We start from the raw sequence: 22,023 nt of genomic DNA, 5'->3' as shown, positions 1-22,023 counted from the left end.
GCGTTGCGAAAATATCTCGGCAAAAGGCCGGTTTTCAACACTGCGACCCGCACCGCTTCTTCTGTCAAAAATCCGACGTCACTTTTGACGGGCCCTTATCCCCAGCAAAAACTGGCCGAGCCAACGGCACCTTCGATTGCCGAACACATTTCTCACGTCCAGCGCCATGAGATCTTAAACGCCCCTCCAACGCCAAAACGCCCAGCCGGGCAACAAGCCTGACTGGGCGTCTTTCTGATTTGGCTACCCGTTTATGAGGGCGTCACCTAGATCGCCTGACTTTTCAGCTCGTCCAGCAGACGGCCGTCAACTTCGCCGGTTTCCGGCATCCCGATGCTGCGCTGGAAGGCGCGGATCGCGCTGCGGGTGCGCGGTCCCATCTGGCCGTCCGGCGTTCCGGTGTCGAAACCGAGATAGTTCAGCTTGTCCTGCGCTTCCTTGACCATGGCTGTGTTGTCGGGAGCCTGGATCGACACTTTTTCCGCCGGCAACGCAGCGCTGTCCACCCAGTTCGGCTCCATCGTGACCTTGTTGGCTGCCGCGTTCGGGGTCTTCAGTTTGAAGCTCTCGACGGCAAGCCGGGCATTGGCGAGCTGTTCCTGGTCCATCATGTTGGCGACGTCGTCACGGCGCTTGGCCGCTTCCGGATCGCCCTGATCGGCTGCGATGGCAAACCATTTGTAGCTGGCAACCAGGTCCTTATCGACACCGATGCCACCGGCATAGAGGATGCCCAGGTTGAACAGGCTGTCCTTGACGCCGAAGTTGGCGGCTTCCTCGAACCACTTCGCGGCAGCGGCATAGTCGGGCTGTTCCCCGCCACCTTCCGCGTAAAGAACCGCAAGGTTATGCATGGCTTTCGCATTGCCAGCCTCGGCCGCCTTGAGGTACCAGGCTTTCGCCTTCGGCAGGTCCTTTTCGACGCCGCGGCCTTTCTCGTAAAGGCTGGCAAGTCTGTACTGAGCGGGCGCAAGGCCCTTGTCGGCTGCTTTCTGATACCAGGCTGCCGCCTTGGCCAGATCCGCCGGGACGCCGTTGCCCTCGGTGTATTTCACACCCACAAGGAACTCTGCCGCCGCATTGCCGCTGGCTGCGGCGCTGCGCAGCGCCATCGGACCGACGCCTTCCGGTGGCAGGTTGGCAATAAGGTTTGCCTGTGCACCGGTCGTGCTTGCCGGTTCGAAGCCTGAGACCGTGCTTTCGCCTGGTTCGCCGAAGGTGCTGGCAACGCCGGCAGGCGGGGCAAAGGCCAGTTCTGTTTCCGGAGAAAGTGTGCCGGAGGCAGAAGCTGCCTGAACCGTACTTTTCTCGGTGACGGGCGCTGCGGGGGCCGGAGCCGCTTGCGCTGCGGCAGCAACAGCCGGTGCCTGCGCTGAGACCGCTTTGCTTGTGTTCTCAGGGGGAGGATTGTTTGCGGCAGCTTCGGCGCCACGACTTTCTGCAAGTGCAACCTCGCTTGTCGCGTCAGCTTCCGGCTGGGTGTCTGCCTGTGCCGGAGTTGCATCAGCCACGGTCTGCGCAGGTGTTGCTTCAACGGTTTCCGGCGTATTGGCGGCAACCTGATCACCCTCTTCCGGTCCACCGGTTGCCATACGGAACACTTGCAGCGTTCCAAGCAGCAGAACAACTGCGGCAGCGGTATAAAGGATGGCGCGGCGGCGTCCATTGGAGCCTTGTTGCAGTTCCGGTGCCGGACGGTCACCCGGAAGAACGGTCGCATCCTGGGCTTCGAACGCCTGATCGGCAATTTCCTCGGACTTCAGTTCCAGATCTTCGACCGGCTCAGCCTTGTCCGTCTTCGCGGCAGACTTGTCGCGCTTGAGTACGTTGCGCAGCCAACCGACGCGGGCCTTGCCGCGTTCGTCGTCGGCAACTTCCATTTCCTCGGCCGTCTGCTCGCGCTTTTCCAGTTGCGCGGCTTCAGCAGACGCTGCCTGCGCAGCCCGCCGGGCGGCAGCAATGAAATCGGCCTTGCGGTCCCGGGTCCGGTCGTCGGACCGCGGTGCTTCAACCGGCTGCTGATCGCCTTTCGGCTTCTTGGCTCTGGCTGCCTTGGAGAAGAGCGACACAGGCTCGTCGACCATGACCGGCGAGAAGCTGGAGCCAGTTGCGTCGCCAACATCTTCGGCACGTTCCAGATTGTCCAGGCGTTCGGTCAGCGATCCGAGAACCGACTTGACCCCGTCGAAGGTGTTGCGTGTCCGCTCGTCATTTCCTTCGGCGGCATCAAGCAACCGCCTCAGGTCGGACTGAAGCTCCGTAATGGCCTGATCGTACTGGCCGTTGGGAGGCGTCGCTGCATTTTCGACGGCTTCCCGGGCAGCTTCGCGGGCAATCCCGACGACGTCCGAACGGGTTTTCTCCAGGCCCTTCTCGATCCGCTCGAGAACCGGCGACAACTGTTCCATGCTGAAGGCGCGCGAGGATGTGCTTTCGATCTGCTCGGCAAGCGCGGCAACCTTCGCACCAAGCTGCTCGAATCGGCCGTCGTCGGTGACTTCAGCCCCTTTGGACACGACCTGTGCCAAATCGGCAATCCGCTGTTCCAGAGCGTCGGTGGACGCCGGTGCGGACACGCTGGCGCGCATCGACCCGATTTCCGCACGCAGCTTGTCGAGATCGGATGTCGTGACGGTGTCTTTCGGCTGATCCAGACGCTCGGTCAGATCGTTCAGCCTGTCCTGAAGCTGAGCCAGGAACTTGTTGTCCGGCGAATTGCCGCCAGCCCGCATGGCGGCGGCATCCAGCACGGGCACGGGCCGGGCTGACTTCCGTTCGATTGCATCGATCTTTCCGGAAATCGTTTCCAGGCGTTGCTCCAGGGCCGCGAAGGCTCCCGTGTCGGCCGAAGGCAATGGGCCAGCCTGCTCCATCCGCTCCAGGCGGTCAACGATCTCATCAAGACGCCGGTCGACCTGACCCAGATGCTGGGTGTCGACCGGGGACGCCCGGTCATCGGCCATCATGCCGACGATGTCCTCAAGGCGGCCCTGCAGCCTGGAGATCGTTTCCGGCTCCGGCATGCGCTGTTCCATGGCGGACAGTCGGCTGTCCAGACCGCGCTGTTCACGCGCCAGCACTTCCAGATCGTCCAGCCGACTGGAGACAAATTTCATCCGGTCGTCGATACCTTCGACAAGACCCTTGATATCGATCTGCTCGACGAAGCCGCGCACTTCCCGCAATTCTGCCCGAAGGGGTTCGATCTCGGCATGGCCCTTGCGCTGCAGGAGCTCTTCCATACGCTCGGCAATGCTGACGACCCGGTCTTCCAGCACCATCATGTGCTCGGACCGCGGCAACGCAGCAAAGGCGTCCTCGATTTCGTTGAGGCGAGCGGTCACGCCGTTCAGAACACGCGGATCGACCGAGGCACGGGACAATTCGTCGAGGCGTTGCAGGATGTGGGCATAGCCATGCTCGAGGGTCTGCAGGGCCCCTTCCACATTGGTGCGGCCAACCATGTCCTTCAGATCCGCAACTTCCTTGCGGATATCGCGGGCAAGCAGATCGTTCTTCTTGTCGGCCCGCAAACGCTCGACCATGTCGGACAAGCGGCGCAGTTCAGCGTTCTGCCGGCCCACGGTTTCATTGGTGCCACGGGACAGGCCACCAAGCGCCTCGCGCAGCGAGCCGAGTTCGTCGCGAACCTGATTGAAAGCCTGTTCCTGCGGCGCTCTCAGAGCATCGATGCGGCGGCCAAGGTCCTTGTAGATGTGCATGGACGCGTCGCTTCTGCCGCGCCCGTCCCGCTCCCGGTGACGGGAAGGCTGCGGCGCATAGTGCGTTCCGTAAGCATCGTCTTGTTCATAGCGGGGATCTTCGGCAGGCAAATTGTCGATGGCATAGCTGCCTGGCCGCGGACGCTGATTTGGCGCGGACCGAAGCGGCTCGTCCGCGAAATCGGTGCGTTGGGTCTGTCCGTAGTCGTGCCTCGGGTCCGGTCTTGCCAGCCCCTGCACCTGTTCGTCCAAGCGGTCCAGCGCGCCCATGACCTCATCGATACCCGGTTCTCTGTGCTGCGCTCTGGGGCGCGGCGCAGGCTGACGTGGTTCAGGCCGGCGTACTGCGGTCTGGCGCGTTTCAGGCCGGTGCGCATCGGTTCGACGTGGTTCCGACTGGTCGGCCAACAGGCGGTCTAGTTCGTCCGCCACGGCATCGAGATCCTCGTCGCGTTCTTCGGAGGTATAACGGTCTTGGCCGCCGAGCGCCGTTGCAGTGCGCGTCAACCGTTCGATACGGTTTCGCGCTGGCTCGCGGCGCGGTGAATCGTAAAAGTCGTCGCCTTCATACGCATCACGGCCGCGGCGTCCTGCCTCGTTTTTCTTCCAAGCCGGCATCTCTTGACCCTGGGCTGACGGTCATTCAGACCGCTGATGGAACAGGCTGCACCAGAATTCCGTCGAGGACGAGAAAGGCGCAGCGTTTTGAGAGACTGTGTCGATTTAGGGTAAACAGGCCGTTAATTGGCTTTGCTAAATGCAAAAACAGACCGTTTTCGAGTGAATATTCGCATTTCAAGAGAACAGGACTGTGCGAATCGGCAAACGCCGCATTAACGAAATTTTCGCCTGAGACCTTCCGTGACTGGACGTTAACGCAAACGTAAGCTAAATAGTAAGCAAGAAACCGGCTGAGCCACTGTGCACACAAACGCGTCGCCTGCGAACGCACCGAAGACCATGTCTTTGGAGCGGGTTTCGAAAATTGCATAACATCAACGATGAGCCGGACAACGGCTGAAAAACGAGAACAAACTGCTATGAGCGAAGCTCTTTCGATCCTCAATGAAGACGATCTTGTGGACGTTGTGTCCGCAACCGACGACAGCACGAAGAAAACCCAGTTCACAATCGGCGACCTGGCAAAAGAATTCGACTGCACCCTGCGTACGCTGCGCTTTTATGAAGACAAGGGGTTGCTCAACCCGAAGCGTGACGGTCTGAACCGGGTGTATAACCGCCGCGACCGCGCCCGTCTGAAACTGGTTCTCATGGGCAAGCGCGTCGGCTTTTCCCTGTCCGAAATCCGCGACATGCTTGACCTTTACGACCTGCGCGACGGTCAGGTGACGCAGTTGCGCGTTGCCCTGTCCAAGTTCAACGAACAGATCGCCGTCCTGGAAGATCAGCGCAAGGACATCGAACAGGCCATCGAGGAACTGTCGCGCACTGTCGAGATCGTTTCCGGAATGCTGAAACACAAGGAAGCGGAAGAGGCCTGATCCTCTCCCCTTTCGATTTCAGAGATTTGAAACCGCCGGCGGCAACTCCGGCGGTTTTCGTTTGTAGACCTGGTTTTTACCCGCTTTGCGCGAATCAACGCCCTCTCCTCAAACCGGCAAAATTCATTCAAAATTCCGCTGTCTCAACACGAATTCGTATGCCGGACACACGGAAATCATTCCCATCAGCATGTTTTAGGCGTATTTTTTTGTCATCCCTTCCGTTGGGACACCACTTGCCGGACAAAAACAGGACGCGTATATAGAGCGCAAAGGTGACGTTTACGGAAACGTAAGGTCAACAAAAACGGCAATTCTGGGAGGATATCCATGCCGAGCTATTCCGCTCCCGTCGATGACACGCTTTTCCTGTTGAAGGACGTGTTCGGCTACGATCGTTATACCAACCTTCCAGGCTTTGCCGATGCTCCTCTCGATCTGGTGGAAGCGATTCTGCGTGAGGGCGGCAAGTTTGCGGAGGAAGTTCTTCAGCCGTTGAACCAGACCGGTGACAGCGAAGGCTGCACCCGCAACGAAGACGGCACTGTCACGACGCCAGAAGGGTTTCTCAAAGCCTACAAGGCCTTTTGCGAAAACGGCTGGGGCACACTGTCCGCTGATCCGGCCTATGGTGGCCAGGGTTTGCCGCATACGCTGACCACCATTTTCAACGAATACGCCTCTTCGGCAAACATGGCCTTTTCCATGTATCCGGGTCTGACCGCAGGTGCTGTGGCGGCCTTGAGCATCCATGGCACCGACGCGCAGAAACAGGCCTACCTTCCCAACATGATTGCCGGCACGTGGACCGGTACCATGAACCTGACAGAGCCCCATTGCGGAACGGATCTCGGCCTCATCCGCACCAAGGCCGTGCCGCAGGCAGACGGGTCCTACAAGATTACCGGTACCAAGATCTTCATATCCGCCGGTCAGCACGACTTGGCGGAAAACATCATCCATCTGGTGCTGGCCCGTATCGAAGGCGCGCCGGAAGGCACCAAGGGCATTTCGCTGTTCGTCGTGCCGCGCAATGCGATTGGCGACGACGGCTCGGTCGGAGACAACAACGGCGTTTCCTGTGGCTCGATCGAGCACAAGATGGGCATTCACGGCAACGCAACCTGCGTGATGAACTACGACGATGCCACCGGCTGGCTGGTTGGTGAAGAGAACAAGGGCCTGCGCGCCATGTTCACCATGATGAACGAAGCCCGTCTCGGCGTTGCCGTTCAGGGGCTTTCCCAGTCGGAAGTCGCCTATCAGAACGCGGTCACCTACGCCAAGGACCGTGTCCAGGGACGAGCCCTCACCGGACCGAAGGCTCCAGACAAGCCCGCCGACCCGATCATCGTGCATCCGGACATCCGCCGCACCTTGATGCAGATCCGGTCTTTCAATGAAGCCGCCCGGGCGCTGATCATGTGGACCGCGCTTCACGGCGATATCTCGCACCGCTCCGACGACGAAAAGTCCAGGCAGTTTTCCGACGACATGATGGGTCTGATGACGCCGGTGCTGAAGGGTGTCCTGACCGACACCGGTTTTGCCAACACGGTCAATGCGCAGCAGGTTTACGGCGGACATGGGTACATCGGCGAATGGGGCATGGAACAATTCGTCCGCGATGCCCGTATCGCCATGATCTACGAAGGCGCCAACGGCATTCAGGCCCTTGATCTCGTCGGCCGCAAGCTGCCGGCGAACGGCGGCCGCGCGGTCATGAGCTTCTTCAACGAGGTCAATACCTTCCTGAAGGAGAACAAGGACAACGAAGCCCTCGCCGCCTTCACCGGTCCCTTGAAGAAGGGCATGGACGATCTTCAGGCCGCGACCATGTGGTTCATGAACAACGCCATGAAGAACCCGGACAATGCCGGTGCCGGCTCGGTCGACTACATGCACCTCTTCGGGCTCGTTGCCCTTGGCTACATGTGGGCAAAGATCGCCAAGGCAATCCAGGAAAAGACCGCGGAAGGTGCAGGCGACAAGTCCGACTGGCTGGAAACCAAGCTTACCTTCGGCCATTACTTCATGGAGCGCAGCCTGCCCGAAACAGCCGCCCACCTCGCCCGGATCTCGTCCGGCTCCGAAACCATGATGTCGGTTGCCGCGGACGCCTTTTAAGGGCGTCCGGAGACCGGCTGGCCGATGGCATAAAATTGAGCCCGCAAACCGAAACCGGCCGCTATAGTCGTGTTCCAGATTGATTTGCGAGGGGAAATTCAAGTTATGGCTGAATACGTTCTTCACTGCATGGCCCAGTCGGGACACTCCTACAAGGTGGCCCTGATGCTGGAATTGTGCGGCGCAGACTGGAAACCCGAATGGGTGGACTTCTTCAACGGAGCCACCCGCACGGAGGAGTTCCGGGAAACGCTGAACGAGATGGGTGAAGTGCCTGTGCTTGTGCACGGGGACAGCATTCTGACGCAGTCTGCCGTGATCATGGACGTGCTGTCCGAGAGATTTGGCGCGTTCGGCTTTGAAAACGAAGAAGAACGCCGGGAAATCCTGCGCTGGACGATTTTCGACAATCAGAAGATTTCCGGAATGCTTGGCCCGCTGCGGTTCATGCGCACTCTTATGAAGACCGGTGAAACGGATGTCGTCAAATGGCTCGACGGACGTTGCAAATCCGCGCTCGCCATCCTGGACAAGCATCTTGCGAAGAACGATTTCGCCATCGGCAAGAAGCCGACCAGCGCCGACTTCTCTCTGTGCAGCTATCTCTTTTACGAAGGTGAGCTCGGGATCGATCTCGAGGCTTATCCGAATGTCACCAAATGGCTGGGGCGGATCAAGGCGCTGCCCGGCTGGAAACATCCTTACGACCTCATGCCCGGTCATCCCTTGCCGGACAAGACCTGAGGCCAATCCGCTCCAGAGGAGGATCTGATGCCCGAAGCCTATATATACGACCACGTTCGCACCCCGCGCGGACGCGGCAAGAAGGACGGTGCGCTGCACGAAGTGCCGACTGTCCGCCTGGCTGCCACTGCGCTGGAAGCGATCCGTGACCGGAACGGCCTCGATACGACCCGGGTGGACGATGTCGTCCTGGGCTGTGTCGACCCGGTCGGGGAAGCCGGTGGCGACATTGCCCGTGCGGCGGTGTTTGCGGCTGGTTACGACAAATCGGTTCCGGGCATGCAGATCAACCGCTTCTGTGCGTCCGGTCTCGATGCGGTCAACATGGCATCGGCCCAGGTGATGGCAGGCCAGCACAAGCTGGTGATCGCGGGCGGCGTGGAGAGCATGAGCCGTGTTGGCCTTGGCGCCTCCGGCGGCTCCTGGCCGATCGAACCGCAGGTCGCCATCCCCTCCTATTTCATGCCTCAGGGCGTTTCGGCAGACCTGATTGCCACCAAATACGGCTTTTCCCGCGATGACTGCGACGCCTATGCGGTGGAAAGCCAGAAGCGCGCCGGCAAGTCCTGGGACGAAGGCCGGTTTTCCAAATCAGTGGTGCCGGTGAAGGACGTCAACGGCATCACCATTCTGGACCGGGACGAGCACATGCGGCCCGACACCGACATGCAGTCGCTCGCCTCGCTCAATCCCTCCTTCGAGATGATGGGCAACATGGGCGGTTTCGATGCGGTCGGGATTCAGGCCCATCCGGAAATCGAACGGATCAAGCACGTCCACCACGCCGGCAACTCTTCCGGCATCGTCGACGGGGCAGCCGCCGTGCTGATCGGCTCCAGCACTGCAGGTCGTTCCTGCGGCCTGAAACCGCGCGCGCGCATCAAGGCCTTCGCCAACATCGGTTCCGAACCAGCATTGATGCTCACAGGTCCGGTGGATGTCACAGAAAAGCTGCTGAAAAACGCCAAGATGGACATCAAGGACATCGATCTCATCGAGATTAACGAAGCCTTCGCATCCGTCGTGTTGCGTTACCAGCAGGCCTTCGACCTCGATCCGGCAACGGTCAACGTCAATGGCGGCGCGATTGCCATGGGCCATCCGCTTGGTGCCACCGGCGCCATGATCCTCGGCACCGTCCTCGATGAACTGGAACGCCGCGACCTCAACACCGCCCTCGTCACACTTTGCATCGGCGCAGGCATGGGCACAGCGACCATCATCGAGCGGGTTTGACCATGATCAGCAACATCGACAGAGAATTCGCCCAGATCACCGACTACTGGTCTCCGCGTGTGGTGGCCGATGTCAACCAACAGAGCGTCAAGCTTGCGAAGCTGAAAGGCGAGTTCGTCTGGCACGACCACCAGGACGAGGACGAACTGTTCTTCATCGTCAAGGGCAGCCTCACCATCCGCTACCGCGACCGGGATGACGTCGTGCTGAACGCTGGCGACATGCATGTCGTGCCCAAGGGGGTCGAGCACAATCCGCTCGCCGAAGACGAATGCTGGGTGATGCTGTTCGAACCCGCAGAGACCAAACACACCGGCGACGTCGTCGTTGACGGCACGAAGACGGCTGCGCAACAGCGCGCCCACCTGCAGTCGACTGGCGCCTGACCGGAGGAGGACCATCAAATGAGCTACAAGAATTTCACCGTTGAAACCGATGAGGACGGTTTCGCCCTGATCACCTGGGACATGGCGGAAAAATCGATGAATGTCATCGATATGTCGGTCATGGATGAACTGGAAGCGATTGTCGACCAGGTAGCCGGGGACGAGGCCATCAAGGGCGCGGTGATTGCGTCCGGCAAATCCACCTTTTCCGGTGGGGCTGATCTGACCATGCTGGAAGGCCTCCTGAAGGACTTCCACACCAAGCGCGGCAACGATGCGGAAGCGGCTGCCAAGGCGCTCTTCGACGGATCGCGCAAGCTGTCTCAGGTCTACCGCAAGCTGGAAACAAGCGGCAAACCCTTCGTGGCCGCCGTTGCCGGCACCTGCATGGGCGGCGGCACCGAGCTGGCACTTGCCTGCCATGGCCGCGTTGTTGACGAAGGCCTGAAAATGGGTCTTCCGGAGGTGAAGGTCGGTCTCTTCCCCGGCGCCGGCGGAACCCAGCGCGTGATGCGGATGACCGATGCCCAGCAGGGCATGCAGTTTCTGCTCCAGGGCCGCACCTTGCGCGCCCCGCAGGCCAGGCAGATGAAACTGGTGGATGAAGTCGCCCCGACCAGGAAACTGGTCGCTGCCGCCAAGAAGATGCTGAAGGCGGGTCTCGACCCGGTCAAGGAGTGGGACAAGAAGGGCTACAAGCTGCCAAACGGCAAGGTGTATTCCCCGGCGGGCTTCCAGTTCTGGCCGGCTGCCAACGCGATCTATCGCCGCGAGACCCATGACAATTACCCCGGCGCCCGCTACCTGCTGCGCTCGGTTGTCGAAGGTCTTCAGTTGCCCATGGACCTCGCGCTTCAGGTGGAAAGCCGCTATTTCGCCAAGGTGTTGCAGACGCCGGAAGCTGCCAACATGATCCGCTCGCTGTTCGTCTCCATGCAGGAGCTGAACAAGCTGGCCCGCCGCCCGGTGGACCAGCGGCCGAACAAGATCCGCAAGATCGGTATTCTGGGCGCTGGTTTCATGGGCGCGGGCATTGCCTTTGTCACCGCACAGGCAGGCATCGACGTCGTCCTGATCGACCGCGACCAGGAGGCCGCCGACAAGGGCAAGGCCCATTCCGACGAGCTTATCAGCAAGGCAATCAAACGTGGCCGGGCAACCGAAGAGCAGAAGGAAAAGCTGCTGTCGAAGATCACCGCCACGGTCGACTACGAAGCGCTCGCCGACTGCGACCTGGTGATCGAGGCGGTATTCGAGGATCGTGACATCAAGAAAGCGGTGACGGAAAAGGCCGAGGCGGTGATGAAGTCACGTGCCATCTACGCTTCCAACACCTCAACGCTGCCGATCACCTCTCTGGCGCAGGCGTCCAAGCGGCCGAAGAACTTCATCGGCATTCACTTCTTCTCGCCCGTCGACAAGATGATGCTGGTGGAAGTGATCCTCGGCAAACGCACTTCCGACCGCGCGCTCGCCATGGCGCTTGATTACATCAAGGCCATCAAGAAGACCCCGATTGTCGTCAACGACAGCCGTGGCTTCTACACCTCACGCGTTGTCATGACCTATATCCGCGAAGGCCTGATGATGCTGGCGGATGGTGTTCCGGCGGCCATGATCGAAAATGCCGGCAAGATGGCCGGCATGCCGGTTGGCCCGCTGTCGCTCGGCGATGAAGTGGCGCTGGATCTTGCGTGGAAGATCGTGTCCGCAACCCGCAAGGACCTTGGCGTCAAATACGTCGAGGGCCCGCTCGACAACATCCTTGAGGAGATGGTCGTCAAGCAGGAGCGCTTCGGCCGCAAGAATGGCAAGGGCTTCTACGACTACAAGGGCAAGGACAAAAGCCTGTGGCCGGGCATTCCGGAGGTCACCGGCCAGCCGAAGCCTGCCGAGAGCTTCAACATCGAAGAGCTCAAGCAACGGCTTCTGGTGATGCAGGCACTCGAAACGGCCCGCATCTTTGAAGAAAAGTGCCTGACGGATGTACGTGAAGCCGATGTCGGCTCTATCCTCGGCTTCGGCTTTGCCCCTTACACCGGCGGCACGCTGAGCTATATCGACATGATGGGCACCCCCGCCTTTGTCGACTTGTGCAAGAAGTACACCCGCAAATGGGGCCCGCGCTTCAAGCCCAACAAGCTGCTCAAGGACATGGCCAAGGAAAACGAGACCTTCTACGGCAAATTTCCGCCAAAAGCGGAAGCCAAGGTCAAGGACGCCGCCTGATCTGGAACCTGTGCCGCTCCCCTTGGGGAGCGGCACTCAGCCAATGCTCGCCTCAAAATTGTTGGCAAATTACGACAAAACTTGATCCAGACTAACTTGTCATGCACAGTTCCGGCGGGAACAAGACATTGGCTTGTTGGAGGAACGTATGCCACTTGAGGGCGAATGGGCGCGCTCCGATGTCTTTCGCGTTCTGCGTGACATCTGTTCGGATGCCAATCTGGACTGGCCTCAGATGGCCAAGCTCTATCAATTCGATCTTGCCAGCCTGGACGATCCGCAAGGCGTCGTGCCAATAACGGCCTGGCATGCCGTATTTGAGCATATCGCGGCTGTCATGAACGATGACGCCGCCATGTTCGACCTCTTCAACAGCATCGAGACCGGCCGTTTTTCCATCTACGACTATCTGTTTGCCTGCGCTCCGTCGCTGCGGGACGCTTGCCTGGCCTGGGCCAGGTTCACGCCGATCAGAACCAACGCCTATCGCCTGAAATACGATGAGGACGAGACCGGTGGCTACGTTGAGTGGCCCATTCTCGAGGGACGTGGCGAATGGCGGCAGAACGTCTTCGCACGCGTGGGCTGGGCAACCCAGCAGATTGAACATGCGCTCGATATGAATGTGCCTCCGATCCTCATCGAGCTTGCGACCGCCCGCCCCCTCTGCACTTCCAGTTTTCTGAAAAAATATCAGGGCCGTATCAAATTCGGGGCGACGCGGAACAGAATTTCGTTTCCGAAGGCCCTGCTCTCCCGCCCCCTGCGGCGCCATGACGCCCATCTATATGATATCATTCTGAAATCCGCGACCTCGGAAGTGAAAAGCTTCGGTGAACTTGAATCCCCGCTGTCGCGCATCGCCAACGAACTCGCGAGCAATCTGTCGTCCGGTGCCAGCACCCTGCCGCTCATCTCTTCCAAACTCGGCATGTCGCAGCGGGCGGTCCAGCGGCTTCTTGAAAAGGAAGGCACGAGCTTCCGCCAACTCAGTGAGGAAGTCCGGCGCTCCGCCGCCGAACGCTATCTGCTCGGAACAGATCTTCCGATGAAAGAGATTGCGTATCTTCTGGGCTTTTCGGAGCTGAGCACCTTCTCACGGGCCGTCAAGACATGGTTCGGCGTCTCTCCCAAAAAGGTTCGGGATGCGCCACGCTCCAGACCTCATGCGATGAGCACGACCACTCCGGGGCCCAAGCAGCCGGTCAAACGGTCCAACGTGGCAACGGCTGCCCGCTCCACGTCCCGGCAGTCAGCCGCCGTAAAGTAAGATCCGTTCGCTCAAGGTTTTCACGCCGGAGATCGGTCAGTCGTCGAGAATTGTGGCACGGCGGCGGCGGGCTAGTCGCCACCGTGCCAAAGATCATCCCGAATGCCGGCGGCTTCATGGAGGGGTTCCATGAAAACGCCTTACCGCAACCGGCTGTTCATCCGATCGGATGAAGAACAGGTGGGGTCGATGGCGGCTGGCCCATCCTGCGATATGTTCGCCTTTTTTGCCGGTCCGGGGTTAATCCCGGCCCAGCGGCTGTCTTTCACCGCAGGTAGAGGAAGGCAGACCAATGCGGATGTGGGTAGCCGCAAACGATCTAGATTCGCATTCCTGAAAGTTTAATACGCCAAGCACTCATCCGTGTCTTTGGCAGGAAGCGTACAGAACTATACGAATTACGACACCAAGTTTATTTAATTAATAAGAAAATTTACGATCCGCCTTCTCGAGCACCACAAGTTCTCGCAGTGTTCGAGCAGCCTCATTGTAATCGGCAACGAATGTTCCTAACTACCTGCCAGGATAGACACCAACGTCATGCAGGAGACACCTATGTTCGACACCGGCTTGAGCCGTTTTCTGGGAGGCTCGCCAGCCCAGGTGCTTTTGCGGCTTGTGTTCCTGTCCTTCGTTGTCGGCATAATCCTGTCTGCGCTGAACCTCGACCCGCTCGACCTGATCACCATGTCGTTCGATTTTGTCGAACGGCTGTGGAACATGGGTTTCAATGCCCTCGGGCGGCTGGGCAAATATCTGGTCATCGGTGCAATGGTGGTCGTGCCCATCTGGCTGGTCATGCGCATTCTGGCCATGGGCCGCAACCGCTAGGATCAGGAGCAGCTTGCATTCCTGACGACTCCGGAACGCAACCTCTGCGAGAAAATTAACCTTTTCTTAATCATCATTAACCGACACTGGCGTGGCCTACCGAAGCCTGAAAGGGCCTTTTCATGTCCGCCATTGCAACGTCCAAATTTGCCGCCTCCTTTCAATCCTACGCGCGTACGGGCGCCCAGGCAGGCAATCGCGCTGCTTCACTCGGCGCCGTTCAGACGCTCACCACGTTTATCGGTGCAAGCGGCTCGGCGGAGGACGAGGACAAGGCAAAGTCCCTGTTCGAGACATACAAGGACTCTGTTGAACTCAACGACAGCCTTTCCCGGTCGGTGGAAGCCAACAAGGATGCGCTGCGCAGCCAGAAGATCAACAAAGCCAAGGAGCGCATTGAACAACTCAAGGAAATGCTTCGGTTCGCAACGCCAGAGCAGGCCAAACGGCTGCTCAAGGAGCTGAAACAGATTTCTCAGGAGTTCAAGTCTGCTGCACAGAGCCTGAAATCGGCAGGACAGAGCCTGAGCGGCGGCGTATCGGGGCCAGGCGCTCTGCCAGGCCTGTCAAACGTCACCGGTACCGCAGCGGCCACTGCAGGCGCGGGACTTCAAGTTGTCGAGACACAGGCACCGGTCACGGATACGGCTGCAACTGCAGGCGTTTCCCAGGCACGTGCGACAGCGCTCGCACCAGAAGCAGAGACAGCGTCTGAGGCTTCAGGAAACCAGGCCTCAGACTCCAGTCAAACAAATCAAAACCAGGCAGGCCAAAGCCAGAATGATGAGGAACAGGATGGTTTCTCCCCTGAGGGCCAAGAGCCCGAAAGCTGGCAGGAAGATCTCAAGGCAGCCATTCTCAGCTACACGGAACGGCAGCAGGAAACGGACAGAGCCCATACCGCAGGCCGCAAGTCCAGGCTCCAGGGCGACAAGGAAGCCCTTGCCAAGATTGCAGCAGACATCAAGTCCCTTGCCTCACAGATCGAACGTCTGCTCAAGCGCGATGACCGCGAGTCCAAGAAAGAGCTGAAAGATGTTCGCGACGACCTGAATGACGGGCTCAAGGCACTGCGGGACACAGACTTCGGTGCACAACCGGAAGCCCCTTCGACCGTTGCCACCGGCAGCACCGACGCTGTTTCAGTGGCAAGCGTTTCCGCAAATGTTTCCGTGCAGGTGTCGGATATCGTGGTTTGACCCAGTTTCCCTAGCGAAGGGACACTTGTTGATCCGTCGCAGACAACGCTTCCTCCAACAGCACCGCCCTCGCCGTCCGGTGCAGCGTGACGTGACGGTCCGCCAGTTCGTCGATGTCCGTTGAATAGCCCCCGCCCAGAACGCCCGCCAGAGGGACGCCGGCCTTTCGCACCGTCTCGATGACATAGCGGTCACGACGGCAGAGCCCGTCGCGTGACAAGGCCAGTCTGCCGAGCCGGTCGCCGGAAAAGGGATCGACACCGGCGTTGAAGAAAACGATGTCCCAGGCCCCCTGCCTCAGCAGATCCGGCAGCACCTCCTCCAGAACAGCAAGATAGACTTCGTCTCCCGTTCCATCGGCAAGGCCTATGTCGAGATGAGAAGGCACCTTGCGAACCGGGTAGTTCTTTTCCGAATGGAGCGAGAACGTGAAGACATCCGGATCTCCTTGAAAAACATCCGCTGTACCGTCTCCCTGATGCACATCCAGGTCAATCACCAGCGCCTTTCGGATCGCTCCGTCCGCCTGCAGCACCTTGATGGCAACGGCGACATCGTTGAAAACGCAGAACCCGGCACCATGCGCACGCCGTGCATGATGGCTGCCACCGGCGGTGTTGCAGGCAATGCCATGTTCCAGCGCAAGATATCCCGTCAGCACCGTCCCGCCGGTGGCGCAGCGCGCACGAAGGGCGATGTCCTCGCGCATCGGAAACCCGATTTCCCGCGCGATCTTGTCCGGCACACGAGCATTGAACACCTGGTCCACATAAGCAGGATCGTGTGCCAGCGCGACCCATTCGAACGGGGCCGGACGGGGCCTGAAAAAGGCACTGTCTCCAAGGAGGCCTTCCTCACGTATCAGCGCGGCGACGGCACGGAACTTGTCCATCGGGAACCGGTGATTGGCGGGAAGATCGGCGCAATAGGCCGGGTGGTGTACGATCGGCAGGGTCATCTGTGCGCAATATAAGGCGCCTGCAGCGTCACGGGCACCCCCATAAGGAGCATTAACTGGCCCCTTCCGGCCCGCGCCCATCCTTAGTGTCAGCACCCTTCCCAGCAGCCCGGTCAAAGGCGGCAATGTATACCCGGTATGTGCGGAAAAGAATTGACGCGCGGAGACCGGGCGGACAAGAAGGTCTTCCCTTTGAAGCGAGCCATCGATGTCCCACCTTTCAGAAACCGGCGAGCGGCCAGGACTGGCCTTTGCGGTTACGCACCGCTCCGTTCTGGCTATCGCCATTCCGATGACGCTGGCCTATCTGTCGACACCGCTGCTCGGCATTGTCGACATGGCGGTGATCGGCCGACTGGGAGATCCGGCCCTTCTTGGCGGCATCGCCATCGGCGGCATCATCTTCGACCTGGTGTTCACGACTTTCAATTTCCTGCGGTCCGGAACAACAGGGCTGACGGCACAGGCTTATGGTGCGCAGAACGAGGAAGAAGTCAGGGCGACACTGCTGCGCGCCTTCCTGATCGCGGCCATCGGCGGCCTGCTCGTCATCCTGTTGCAGATCCCCTTGCGGGAAACAGGCCTCTGGTTCCTTGGAGGCAGCGCCGATGTGCAGGCCGCCACCAGCCGGTACTTCGATATCCGCGTCTACAGTGCGCCTTTCCTGCTTGCCAATTACGCCATACTTGGCTGGTTCATCGGTCTCGGACGCGCGGGAACCGGACTTGTCCTCCAGCTTGTCATGAACGGGCTCAACATCGGCCTCAGTGTCTGGTTCGTCATCGGCCTCGACTGGAGCGTGGAAGGCGTTGCCCTGGCAACGGTCTTAAGTGAAATCGCGGCAACGATCCTGGGTGTCGGCCTGATCGTCTTTACCACCGGCAAGGCGCCGTGGCCGGCGCCTCAGGTCATTTTCGACCGCCGCCTGCTGGTGCGCATGATGGCCGTCAACCGCGACATCATGATCCGCTCCTTTACCCTGCTGTTCGCCTTCGCGTTCTTCACCGCGCGCTCGGCAGATCAGGGCGATACCGTTCTTGCGGCAAACGCGCTGCTTGAAAAATTCATCATGCTGACGGCCTTCTTTCTGGATGGCCTTGCCACCGCGGCGGAACAGCTTGCCGGAAGGGCCGTCGGCGCGAGATACCGGCCCGCCTTCGACCTTACCTTGAAACTGACGGCCCTGTGGAGCTTCGCGCTGGCCGCGATCCTGTCGACCCTGTTCTGGTTGTTCGGACAACATGTGATCGATTTCATGACGACAGCCGAAGATGTCCGCCAGGTGGCTGCGGCCTATTTGGGCTGGGCCATTGTGATGCCCCTGTTCGGGGTGCTGGCTTTCCAGATGGATGGCGTCTTTATTGGAGCCACCTGGTCGTCAACCATGCGGAACATGATGCTGCTGTCGCTGGTCGTCTATCTGGCAGCCTATTACCTGCTGTTTCCGGTCCTCGGCAACCACGGCCTCTGGCTGGCGTTCCTGCTGTTTTTCGGCACACGCGGTCTGACATTGCTGGCGGCCTGCCCGAAGCGGGCGACGGAAACCTTCGGCGCCGCCTGACGGCGGCTCTTTCTAAGCCGTTTCCGAGGCCCAGGCGTCCACATTGGCATCGCGAGCCTCGCGCAGCGACGCGATCCCGTGCTGATCCAGTTTCGCAGACAGGCCGCTCAGGATCTCGTCGATCAACCCTGCGCCCTTGAAGACGAGAGACGAATAGAGCTGCAACAGATCGGCACCCGCGGTGATCTTCGTCCAGGCGGTTTCCGCGCTGTCGATACCGCCGACACCAATGATCGGCAGGTCCGGCCCGGCCAGTTTGCGGGTGCGTGCCAGCATGATGGTCGATTTGCGGAACAGGGGTTTGCCGGACAGGCCGCCGGTTTCCTGCACCGGTCCCTTACCGCTGAGGCCTTCGCGCCCGATGGTCGTGTTCGAAACGATCAGGCCGTCGACAGTCTTGGCAAGAACTTCCTCGACAATGTCCCTCAGGTCTTCATCTGCCACGTCCGGCGCGATCTTCAAAAGCACCGGTACCTTGCGCCCAAACTTCCGGGTGCAGGCGTCGCGCGCCGTCATCACGGCGGTCAGCAGATCGGCCAGTGCAGACCGGGCCTGCAGGTCGCGCAGTCCCGGGGTGTTGGGCGAAGAAATATTGACTGTGAAATAGGACGCCACATCGGCGAAGGCGTTGATCCCGGCAACGTAATCGGCGATCCGGTCAGTCGCATCCTTGTTGGCACCAACATTGATGCCGACAATCCCACTGTGCTGCCGCCGGGCTTCCAGGCGCTTGCGCAAGGCCGCATGACCCTCATTGTTGAAACCGTAGCGGTTGATCACCCCTTCATCGTCAGGCAGACGAAACACACGCGGCCGTTCATTTCCGGGCTGCGGCCTGGGGGTGACCGATCCCGCTTCGGTGTATCCGAAGCCAAGCTTCAGCAAGGCATCGGGCACTTCACCGTTCTTGTCGAAACCGGCTGCCATGCCAACCGGGTTGGGAAAGGTCAGATCCCACAGTCTTACCGCAAGACGCGGGTCGTCGCGCCTGCGCCGCGGCAGCATCAGCCCGGACTTCAGGGCAAGGATGGTCGCACGGTGCGCCGTTTCCGCGTCCAGGCATTGAAGGCCCTTCATTGCAACGTTTTCCAGGAAAGGCGGTATCATCGCGCGAGCTCCGGAAACGTATGCGATCCGTCCGGCGAAAGCGGCAAGTCCTTCACCCAGACAGCGGCCATCGGATCCAGCGGTGCGTAGAGATGGGGAAACAGGGCTCCCCCCCGCGACGTCTCCCATTTCAGATCGTCGCCGAAACTGTCCGCATCGAAGGCGGCGATCAACAGCTCCTGCTGGCCCGCGAAGTGCTTTGCAGCGGTTTCCCGAACCTGATCTTCAGCGGAAAAATGAATGAAGCCGTCCTGAAGATCCACCGGTGCGCCGTTGAAAACGCCGAGGCTGATTGCTTCCTGCCAGAGGGATTTTGGAGCGATCTTGAATATCAGTGTCATCTGTCTGCCTTGCCTGGTGCCAGCGACGGCATGGCAGGCAAAGGCCCGGCGCATGCTCAGCCGGTCGGGACACTACTCATCCGGACCGCCCCGAACAAGCCGCACAGGCAGGCCTGCGCGTTTCTTTTGAATTTTGGCAGGGAAAACCCATATGAGCGAAAGGTATTTATTCCTGTCGCATACCATGGAGAAACCGGCAGCCGTGCTCTCACACGAAAAAGTCTGGGCGGCCATCGATGCCCTCGCCTCGCAGAACGGGCTGTCGCCGTCCGGTCTGGCACGGCGGGCCGGCCTGGACCCGACCGCGTTCAATCCGTCAAAACGCGTTGCCGGCGATGGACGTCCGCGTTGGCCCTCCACCGAGTCGCTTGCCAAGGTGCTGGCGGCGACCGGTGAAGCCCTGAACACCTTTGCCGCACGCGTGGAAACGCTGGACGTGCCAAACGACAATGCGCCTGCTCTGGTGCCCCTTGCCGGACTGGAAGCGGCGTCAAACCGTGATGCCTTCGACGACGCAGGCCGCCCTTCCGGCGCGACCTGGCAACGGTTCACCTTTCCGCAGCCCGGGGCTTCTTTTGCCCTGCGGGTCAGCAACGAAGACTTCCAGCCCCTTTACCGGAGCGGCGATATCGTTGTGGTCGCACCGGATGTACCCCTTCGCACAGGTGATCGCTTGGCACTGAGACTCACCAGCGGCCGTCTGTCGCTTTATACGTTGCTGGAGACAGGCCGCGAGGACCTGGCTGTCCGCACAATCGGGGACAATTCTCACTCCCTGCGCTTTCGGCACTCGGCAATCGAGTGGACTGCCCGTATTATCTGGGCGAGCCAATAACCTGCGAGCGCACATTGATGAAGCTTCGGCCTCTCATGACACCTGCTATCGTGCTGACCACCGCAGGTGGTCTGCTCGCCTGGCTGTTGCTGAGCGACCCGCCCTCGCCGCAGAACGAACGCGTGGCGGCAACCAGTGCGGCCCCCACTGGCCAGGAAACCGGCGTCCCGGTGAAGACGGAAGACACCGCCTCGCAAGCTGTCCGGACACAAAGCGAACCGGTTGTCGTCACAACCGCTCCGCGGCCGGATGACATTCGCAACGTTTCCCCCGAAGGGGTCTCGGCACCGAAGGTCAACGGCAACCTGAAGCGGATTGAGCCATCCAAACGCTATCTGGAACTGAAGAACCCACCGGTTGAACCGATCCCAGACGGGCCGCTGGAGTTCATGCGGGTTCAGGTTCTGGATGGCGGGCACATCAAATCGAAGAGGCTGACGATCACGCTCGCCCATATTGTTCCGCTGAAACCGGACGAAACCTGCATTTCGCGGCTCGGAGGCACCTGGCCCTGCGGCGCCAGGGCACGCACCTTCCTGAGAGGACTGGTGCGGCAATTGAAGGTGACCTGCGAGAAGATCGAGGAAACCGGTCCACAACAGATCCTGGCCACTTGCAGCCGCGGGTCCATGGACCTCAGCAGACGGCTTGTTCGCTACGGCTGGGCGGATCCGGCGCCGGATGCGCCAACCGGACTTTTTGAGCTTGCCGAAAAAGCCAGGGACAGAAAGATCGGCAAGTGGCAATCGGAATGGCTGAACGAATTGCCGACGACCGGGCTCGAAACCGAAGTGCCGTCCTCTTTGCCGGGTCTGGAGGAACTCGCCCCGGAAACTGTCGAATGGAGCCTGAGGTCCGAACCGGAACAACCGGGTGAAGACCAACTGACCATTGATGAGTTCCCGGAGGCAGACCCACCCATACGCTAAAGCCCGACTGGAAAGATCTGTTCTTTCGCACAGCGGCTATCAAGCGCTCGCGTCACGAAGCCCGGTTTACCGGCAAGGGTCGTTTACTTAGGCCAGCAAGCCTGCTTCGCGTTTATCCTGATTGGTATTAGGCTCATAAGGCGAAGAAACCGGATCGGGAGTTTTCATGACTGCAGACATCAAGGTCGGCATCATTGGGGGAACAGGCCAACTTGGCAGCGCTATCGCAACTGCGTGGCTGGACAGTGGCTGTATCGGAGCTGACCAGCTCTGGATATCCAATCGGTCCGGTTCGGCAGGCGGGTTCGACGCCTGGCCGGAGATCACCTTTACCGCGTCCAACCAGCTTCTGGCCGATGCCTGTGACGTCATCCTACTGTCCGTCCCGCCGGCGCTTGTCGATACGGTTCGGATTTCAGCTCCCGATAAACTGATCCTCTCAGTTATGGCGGGCGTTTCGCGCGACCGGCTCAAGGCCATCACAGGCTCGGACAGGGTCGTTCGCGCCATGTCGAGCCCGGCGGCTGGCAAGCGGCTGGCCTACTCGCCCTGGTGTGCGGCTACGTCGCTCACACCAGCGGACCGGAAGCGCGTCCAGGCACTGCTATCGGCCTGCGGTCCGAGTGATGAAGTCGCTGACGAACAGCAGATCGAGGTTTTCACCGCCATAACCGGACCAGTTCCCGGGTTTGCCGCCTTCTTCGCCGAGTGTATCGTTGAGTATGCCCGCGCCAACGGGGTGGAGAGGCACATCGCCGAACGCGCCGCAAAACAATTGATCCTGTCGGCCGGGCAGATCATGGCCGAAGACGCCAGGTCTTCGGCAGAGCATGTTCAGGAAATGATCGACTACGCAGGAACGACGGCTGCCGGTCTTCTCAAGCTGAAGGAACTGGGCGTTGCCGATTTGATCGGTGAGGGACTGGAAGCCAGTACCGCGCGTGTCAGAACCATAGCCGGTCCGGACTAATCCACGCAGCTTGCGCCGGAAGGTAGACCATAAAGACGAAAAGCGGTGCAGATGCACCGCTTTTGCTTTTGTCTTT

17 protein-coding genes are annotated in these 22,023 nt (G+C 60.1%); 13 read left to right on the top strand and 4 right to left on the bottom strand.

The features are described from left to right. Positions 1 to 266: 266 nt before the first annotated feature. Positions 267 to 4,340 carry a peptidoglycan-binding protein gene (locus tag AC2A6O_RS17750; protein WP_498929062.1) on the bottom strand — a complete coding sequence of 1,358 codons (4,074 nt, stop codon included), beginning with the start codon at positions 4,338 to 4,340 and terminating at the stop codon, positions 267 to 269. Between the two features lie 422 nt (positions 4,341 to 4,762). Between AC2A6O_RS17750 and AC2A6O_RS17745 the strand changes: the two genes are divergently transcribed. The 9 genes from AC2A6O_RS17745 (at position 4,763) to AC2A6O_RS17705 (ending at position 15,246) form a co-directional block, all read left to right on the top strand. Next, positions 4,763 to 5,224 (top strand): MerR family transcriptional regulator, encoded by a 462-nt coding sequence (locus AC2A6O_RS17745; RefSeq protein WP_148584879.1) that lies wholly within the window; start codon positions 4,763 to 4,765, stop codon positions 5,222 to 5,224. A 330-nt stretch (positions 5,225 to 5,554) separates the two neighbouring features. Continuing rightward, positions 5,555 to 7,351, top strand: coding sequence for an acyl-CoA dehydrogenase C-terminal domain-containing protein (locus AC2A6O_RS17740; RefSeq protein WP_498929060.1), 1,797 nt, complete (start codon positions 5,555 to 5,557; stop codon positions 7,349 to 7,351). A 105-nt stretch (positions 7,352 to 7,456) separates the two neighbouring features. Beyond that, on the top strand, positions 7,457 to 8,095 hold the full coding sequence (locus AC2A6O_RS17735; RefSeq protein ID WP_498929058.1) for a glutathione S-transferase family protein: 639 nt from the start codon (positions 7,457 to 7,459) through the stop codon (positions 8,093 to 8,095). A 27-nt stretch (positions 8,096 to 8,122) separates the two neighbouring features. Then, positions 8,123 to 9,331, top strand: coding sequence for an acetyl-CoA C-acetyltransferase (locus tag AC2A6O_RS17730; protein WP_498929057.1), 1,209 nt, complete (start codon positions 8,123 to 8,125; stop codon positions 9,329 to 9,331). 2 nt (positions 9,332 to 9,333) lie between these two features. Continuing rightward, positions 9,334 to 9,717 (top strand): cupin domain-containing protein, encoded by a 384-nt coding sequence (locus AC2A6O_RS17725; RefSeq protein WP_148584886.1) that lies wholly within the window; start codon positions 9,334 to 9,336, stop codon positions 9,715 to 9,717. Positions 9,718 to 9,735: 18 nt separating this feature from the next. Then, entirely contained in the window at positions 9,736 to 11,946 is a 2,211-nt protein-coding gene (locus tag AC2A6O_RS17720; RefSeq protein ID WP_498929054.1) for a 3-hydroxyacyl-CoA dehydrogenase NAD-binding domain-containing protein, read from the top strand. A 148-nt stretch (positions 11,947 to 12,094) separates the two neighbouring features. Beyond that, entirely contained in the window at positions 12,095 to 13,216 is a 1,122-nt protein-coding gene (locus tag AC2A6O_RS17715) for an AraC family transcriptional regulator (RefSeq protein WP_498929052.1), read from the top strand. Positions 13,217 to 13,771: 555 nt separating this feature from the next. Then, positions 13,772 to 14,047: a DUF6460 domain-containing protein gene (locus tag AC2A6O_RS17710; protein WP_498929050.1), complete on the top strand. Its 276-nt coding sequence runs from the start codon at positions 13,772 to 13,774 to the stop codon at positions 14,045 to 14,047. Between the two features lie 122 nt (positions 14,048 to 14,169). Then, positions 14,170 to 15,246: a DUF883 domain-containing protein gene (locus AC2A6O_RS17705; protein WP_498929048.1), complete on the top strand. Its 1,077-nt coding sequence runs from the start codon at positions 14,170 to 14,172 to the stop codon at positions 15,244 to 15,246. A gap of 10 nt (positions 15,247 to 15,256) precedes the next feature. On the opposite strand, the gene AC2A6O_RS17700 is transcribed toward AC2A6O_RS17705, so the two are convergent. Continuing rightward, entirely contained in the window at positions 15,257 to 16,204 is a 948-nt protein-coding gene (locus AC2A6O_RS17700; protein ID WP_498929046.1) for a histone deacetylase family protein, read from the bottom strand. Positions 16,205 to 16,412: 208 nt separating this feature from the next. On the opposite strand from AC2A6O_RS17700, the gene AC2A6O_RS17695 reads away from it, so the two are divergent. After that, the gene (locus AC2A6O_RS17695) at positions 16,413 to 17,765 is read left to right on the top strand and encodes an MATE family efflux transporter (RefSeq protein ID WP_498929044.1); all 1,353 of its coding nucleotides are present in this window, start codon (positions 16,413 to 16,415) and stop codon (positions 17,763 to 17,765) included. 12 nt (positions 17,766 to 17,777) lie between these two features. Here AC2A6O_RS17695 and AC2A6O_RS17690 read toward each other — a convergent pair whose 3' ends face one another. Together AC2A6O_RS17690 and AC2A6O_RS17685 are read right to left on the bottom strand one after the other, a co-directional pair. Then, positions 17,778 to 18,872 carry a quinone-dependent dihydroorotate dehydrogenase gene (locus AC2A6O_RS17690; protein WP_498929042.1) on the bottom strand — a complete coding sequence of 365 codons (1,095 nt, stop codon included), beginning with the start codon at positions 18,870 to 18,872 and terminating at the stop codon, positions 17,778 to 17,780. Beyond that, positions 18,869 to 19,213, bottom strand: coding sequence for a DUF952 domain-containing protein (locus tag AC2A6O_RS17685; protein ID WP_162855036.1), 345 nt, complete (start codon positions 19,211 to 19,213; stop codon positions 18,869 to 18,871). The genes AC2A6O_RS17690 and AC2A6O_RS17685 overlap by 4 nt, the downstream gene beginning before the upstream one ends. Positions 19,214 to 19,364: 151 nt before the next feature. On the opposite strand from AC2A6O_RS17685, the gene AC2A6O_RS17680 reads away from it, so the two are divergent. From AC2A6O_RS17680 to AC2A6O_RS17670, 3 genes are all read left to right on the top strand, one after another. Continuing rightward, complete coding sequence (locus AC2A6O_RS17680; protein WP_498929040.1) at positions 19,365 to 20,048, top strand: S24 family peptidase; 684 nt, start codon at positions 19,365 to 19,367, stop codon at positions 20,046 to 20,048. Between the two features lie 35 nt (positions 20,049 to 20,083). Then, entirely contained in the window at positions 20,084 to 20,977 is an 894-nt protein-coding gene (locus AC2A6O_RS17675) for a thermonuclease family protein (RefSeq protein ID WP_498929038.1), read from the top strand. 166 nt (positions 20,978 to 21,143) lie between these two features. Continuing rightward, positions 21,144 to 21,947: a pyrroline-5-carboxylate reductase family protein gene (locus AC2A6O_RS17670; RefSeq protein ID WP_498929036.1), complete on the top strand. Its 804-nt coding sequence runs from the start codon at positions 21,144 to 21,146 to the stop codon at positions 21,945 to 21,947. Positions 21,948 to 22,023 lie beyond the last annotated feature (76 nt).

The sequence above is a fragment of the Labrenzia sp. ATLA3 genome, assembly GCF_057180185.1.
The sequence above is the reverse complement of the archived record's forward strand: the minus strand, read 5'-3'. Positions and strand labels throughout refer to the sequence as shown.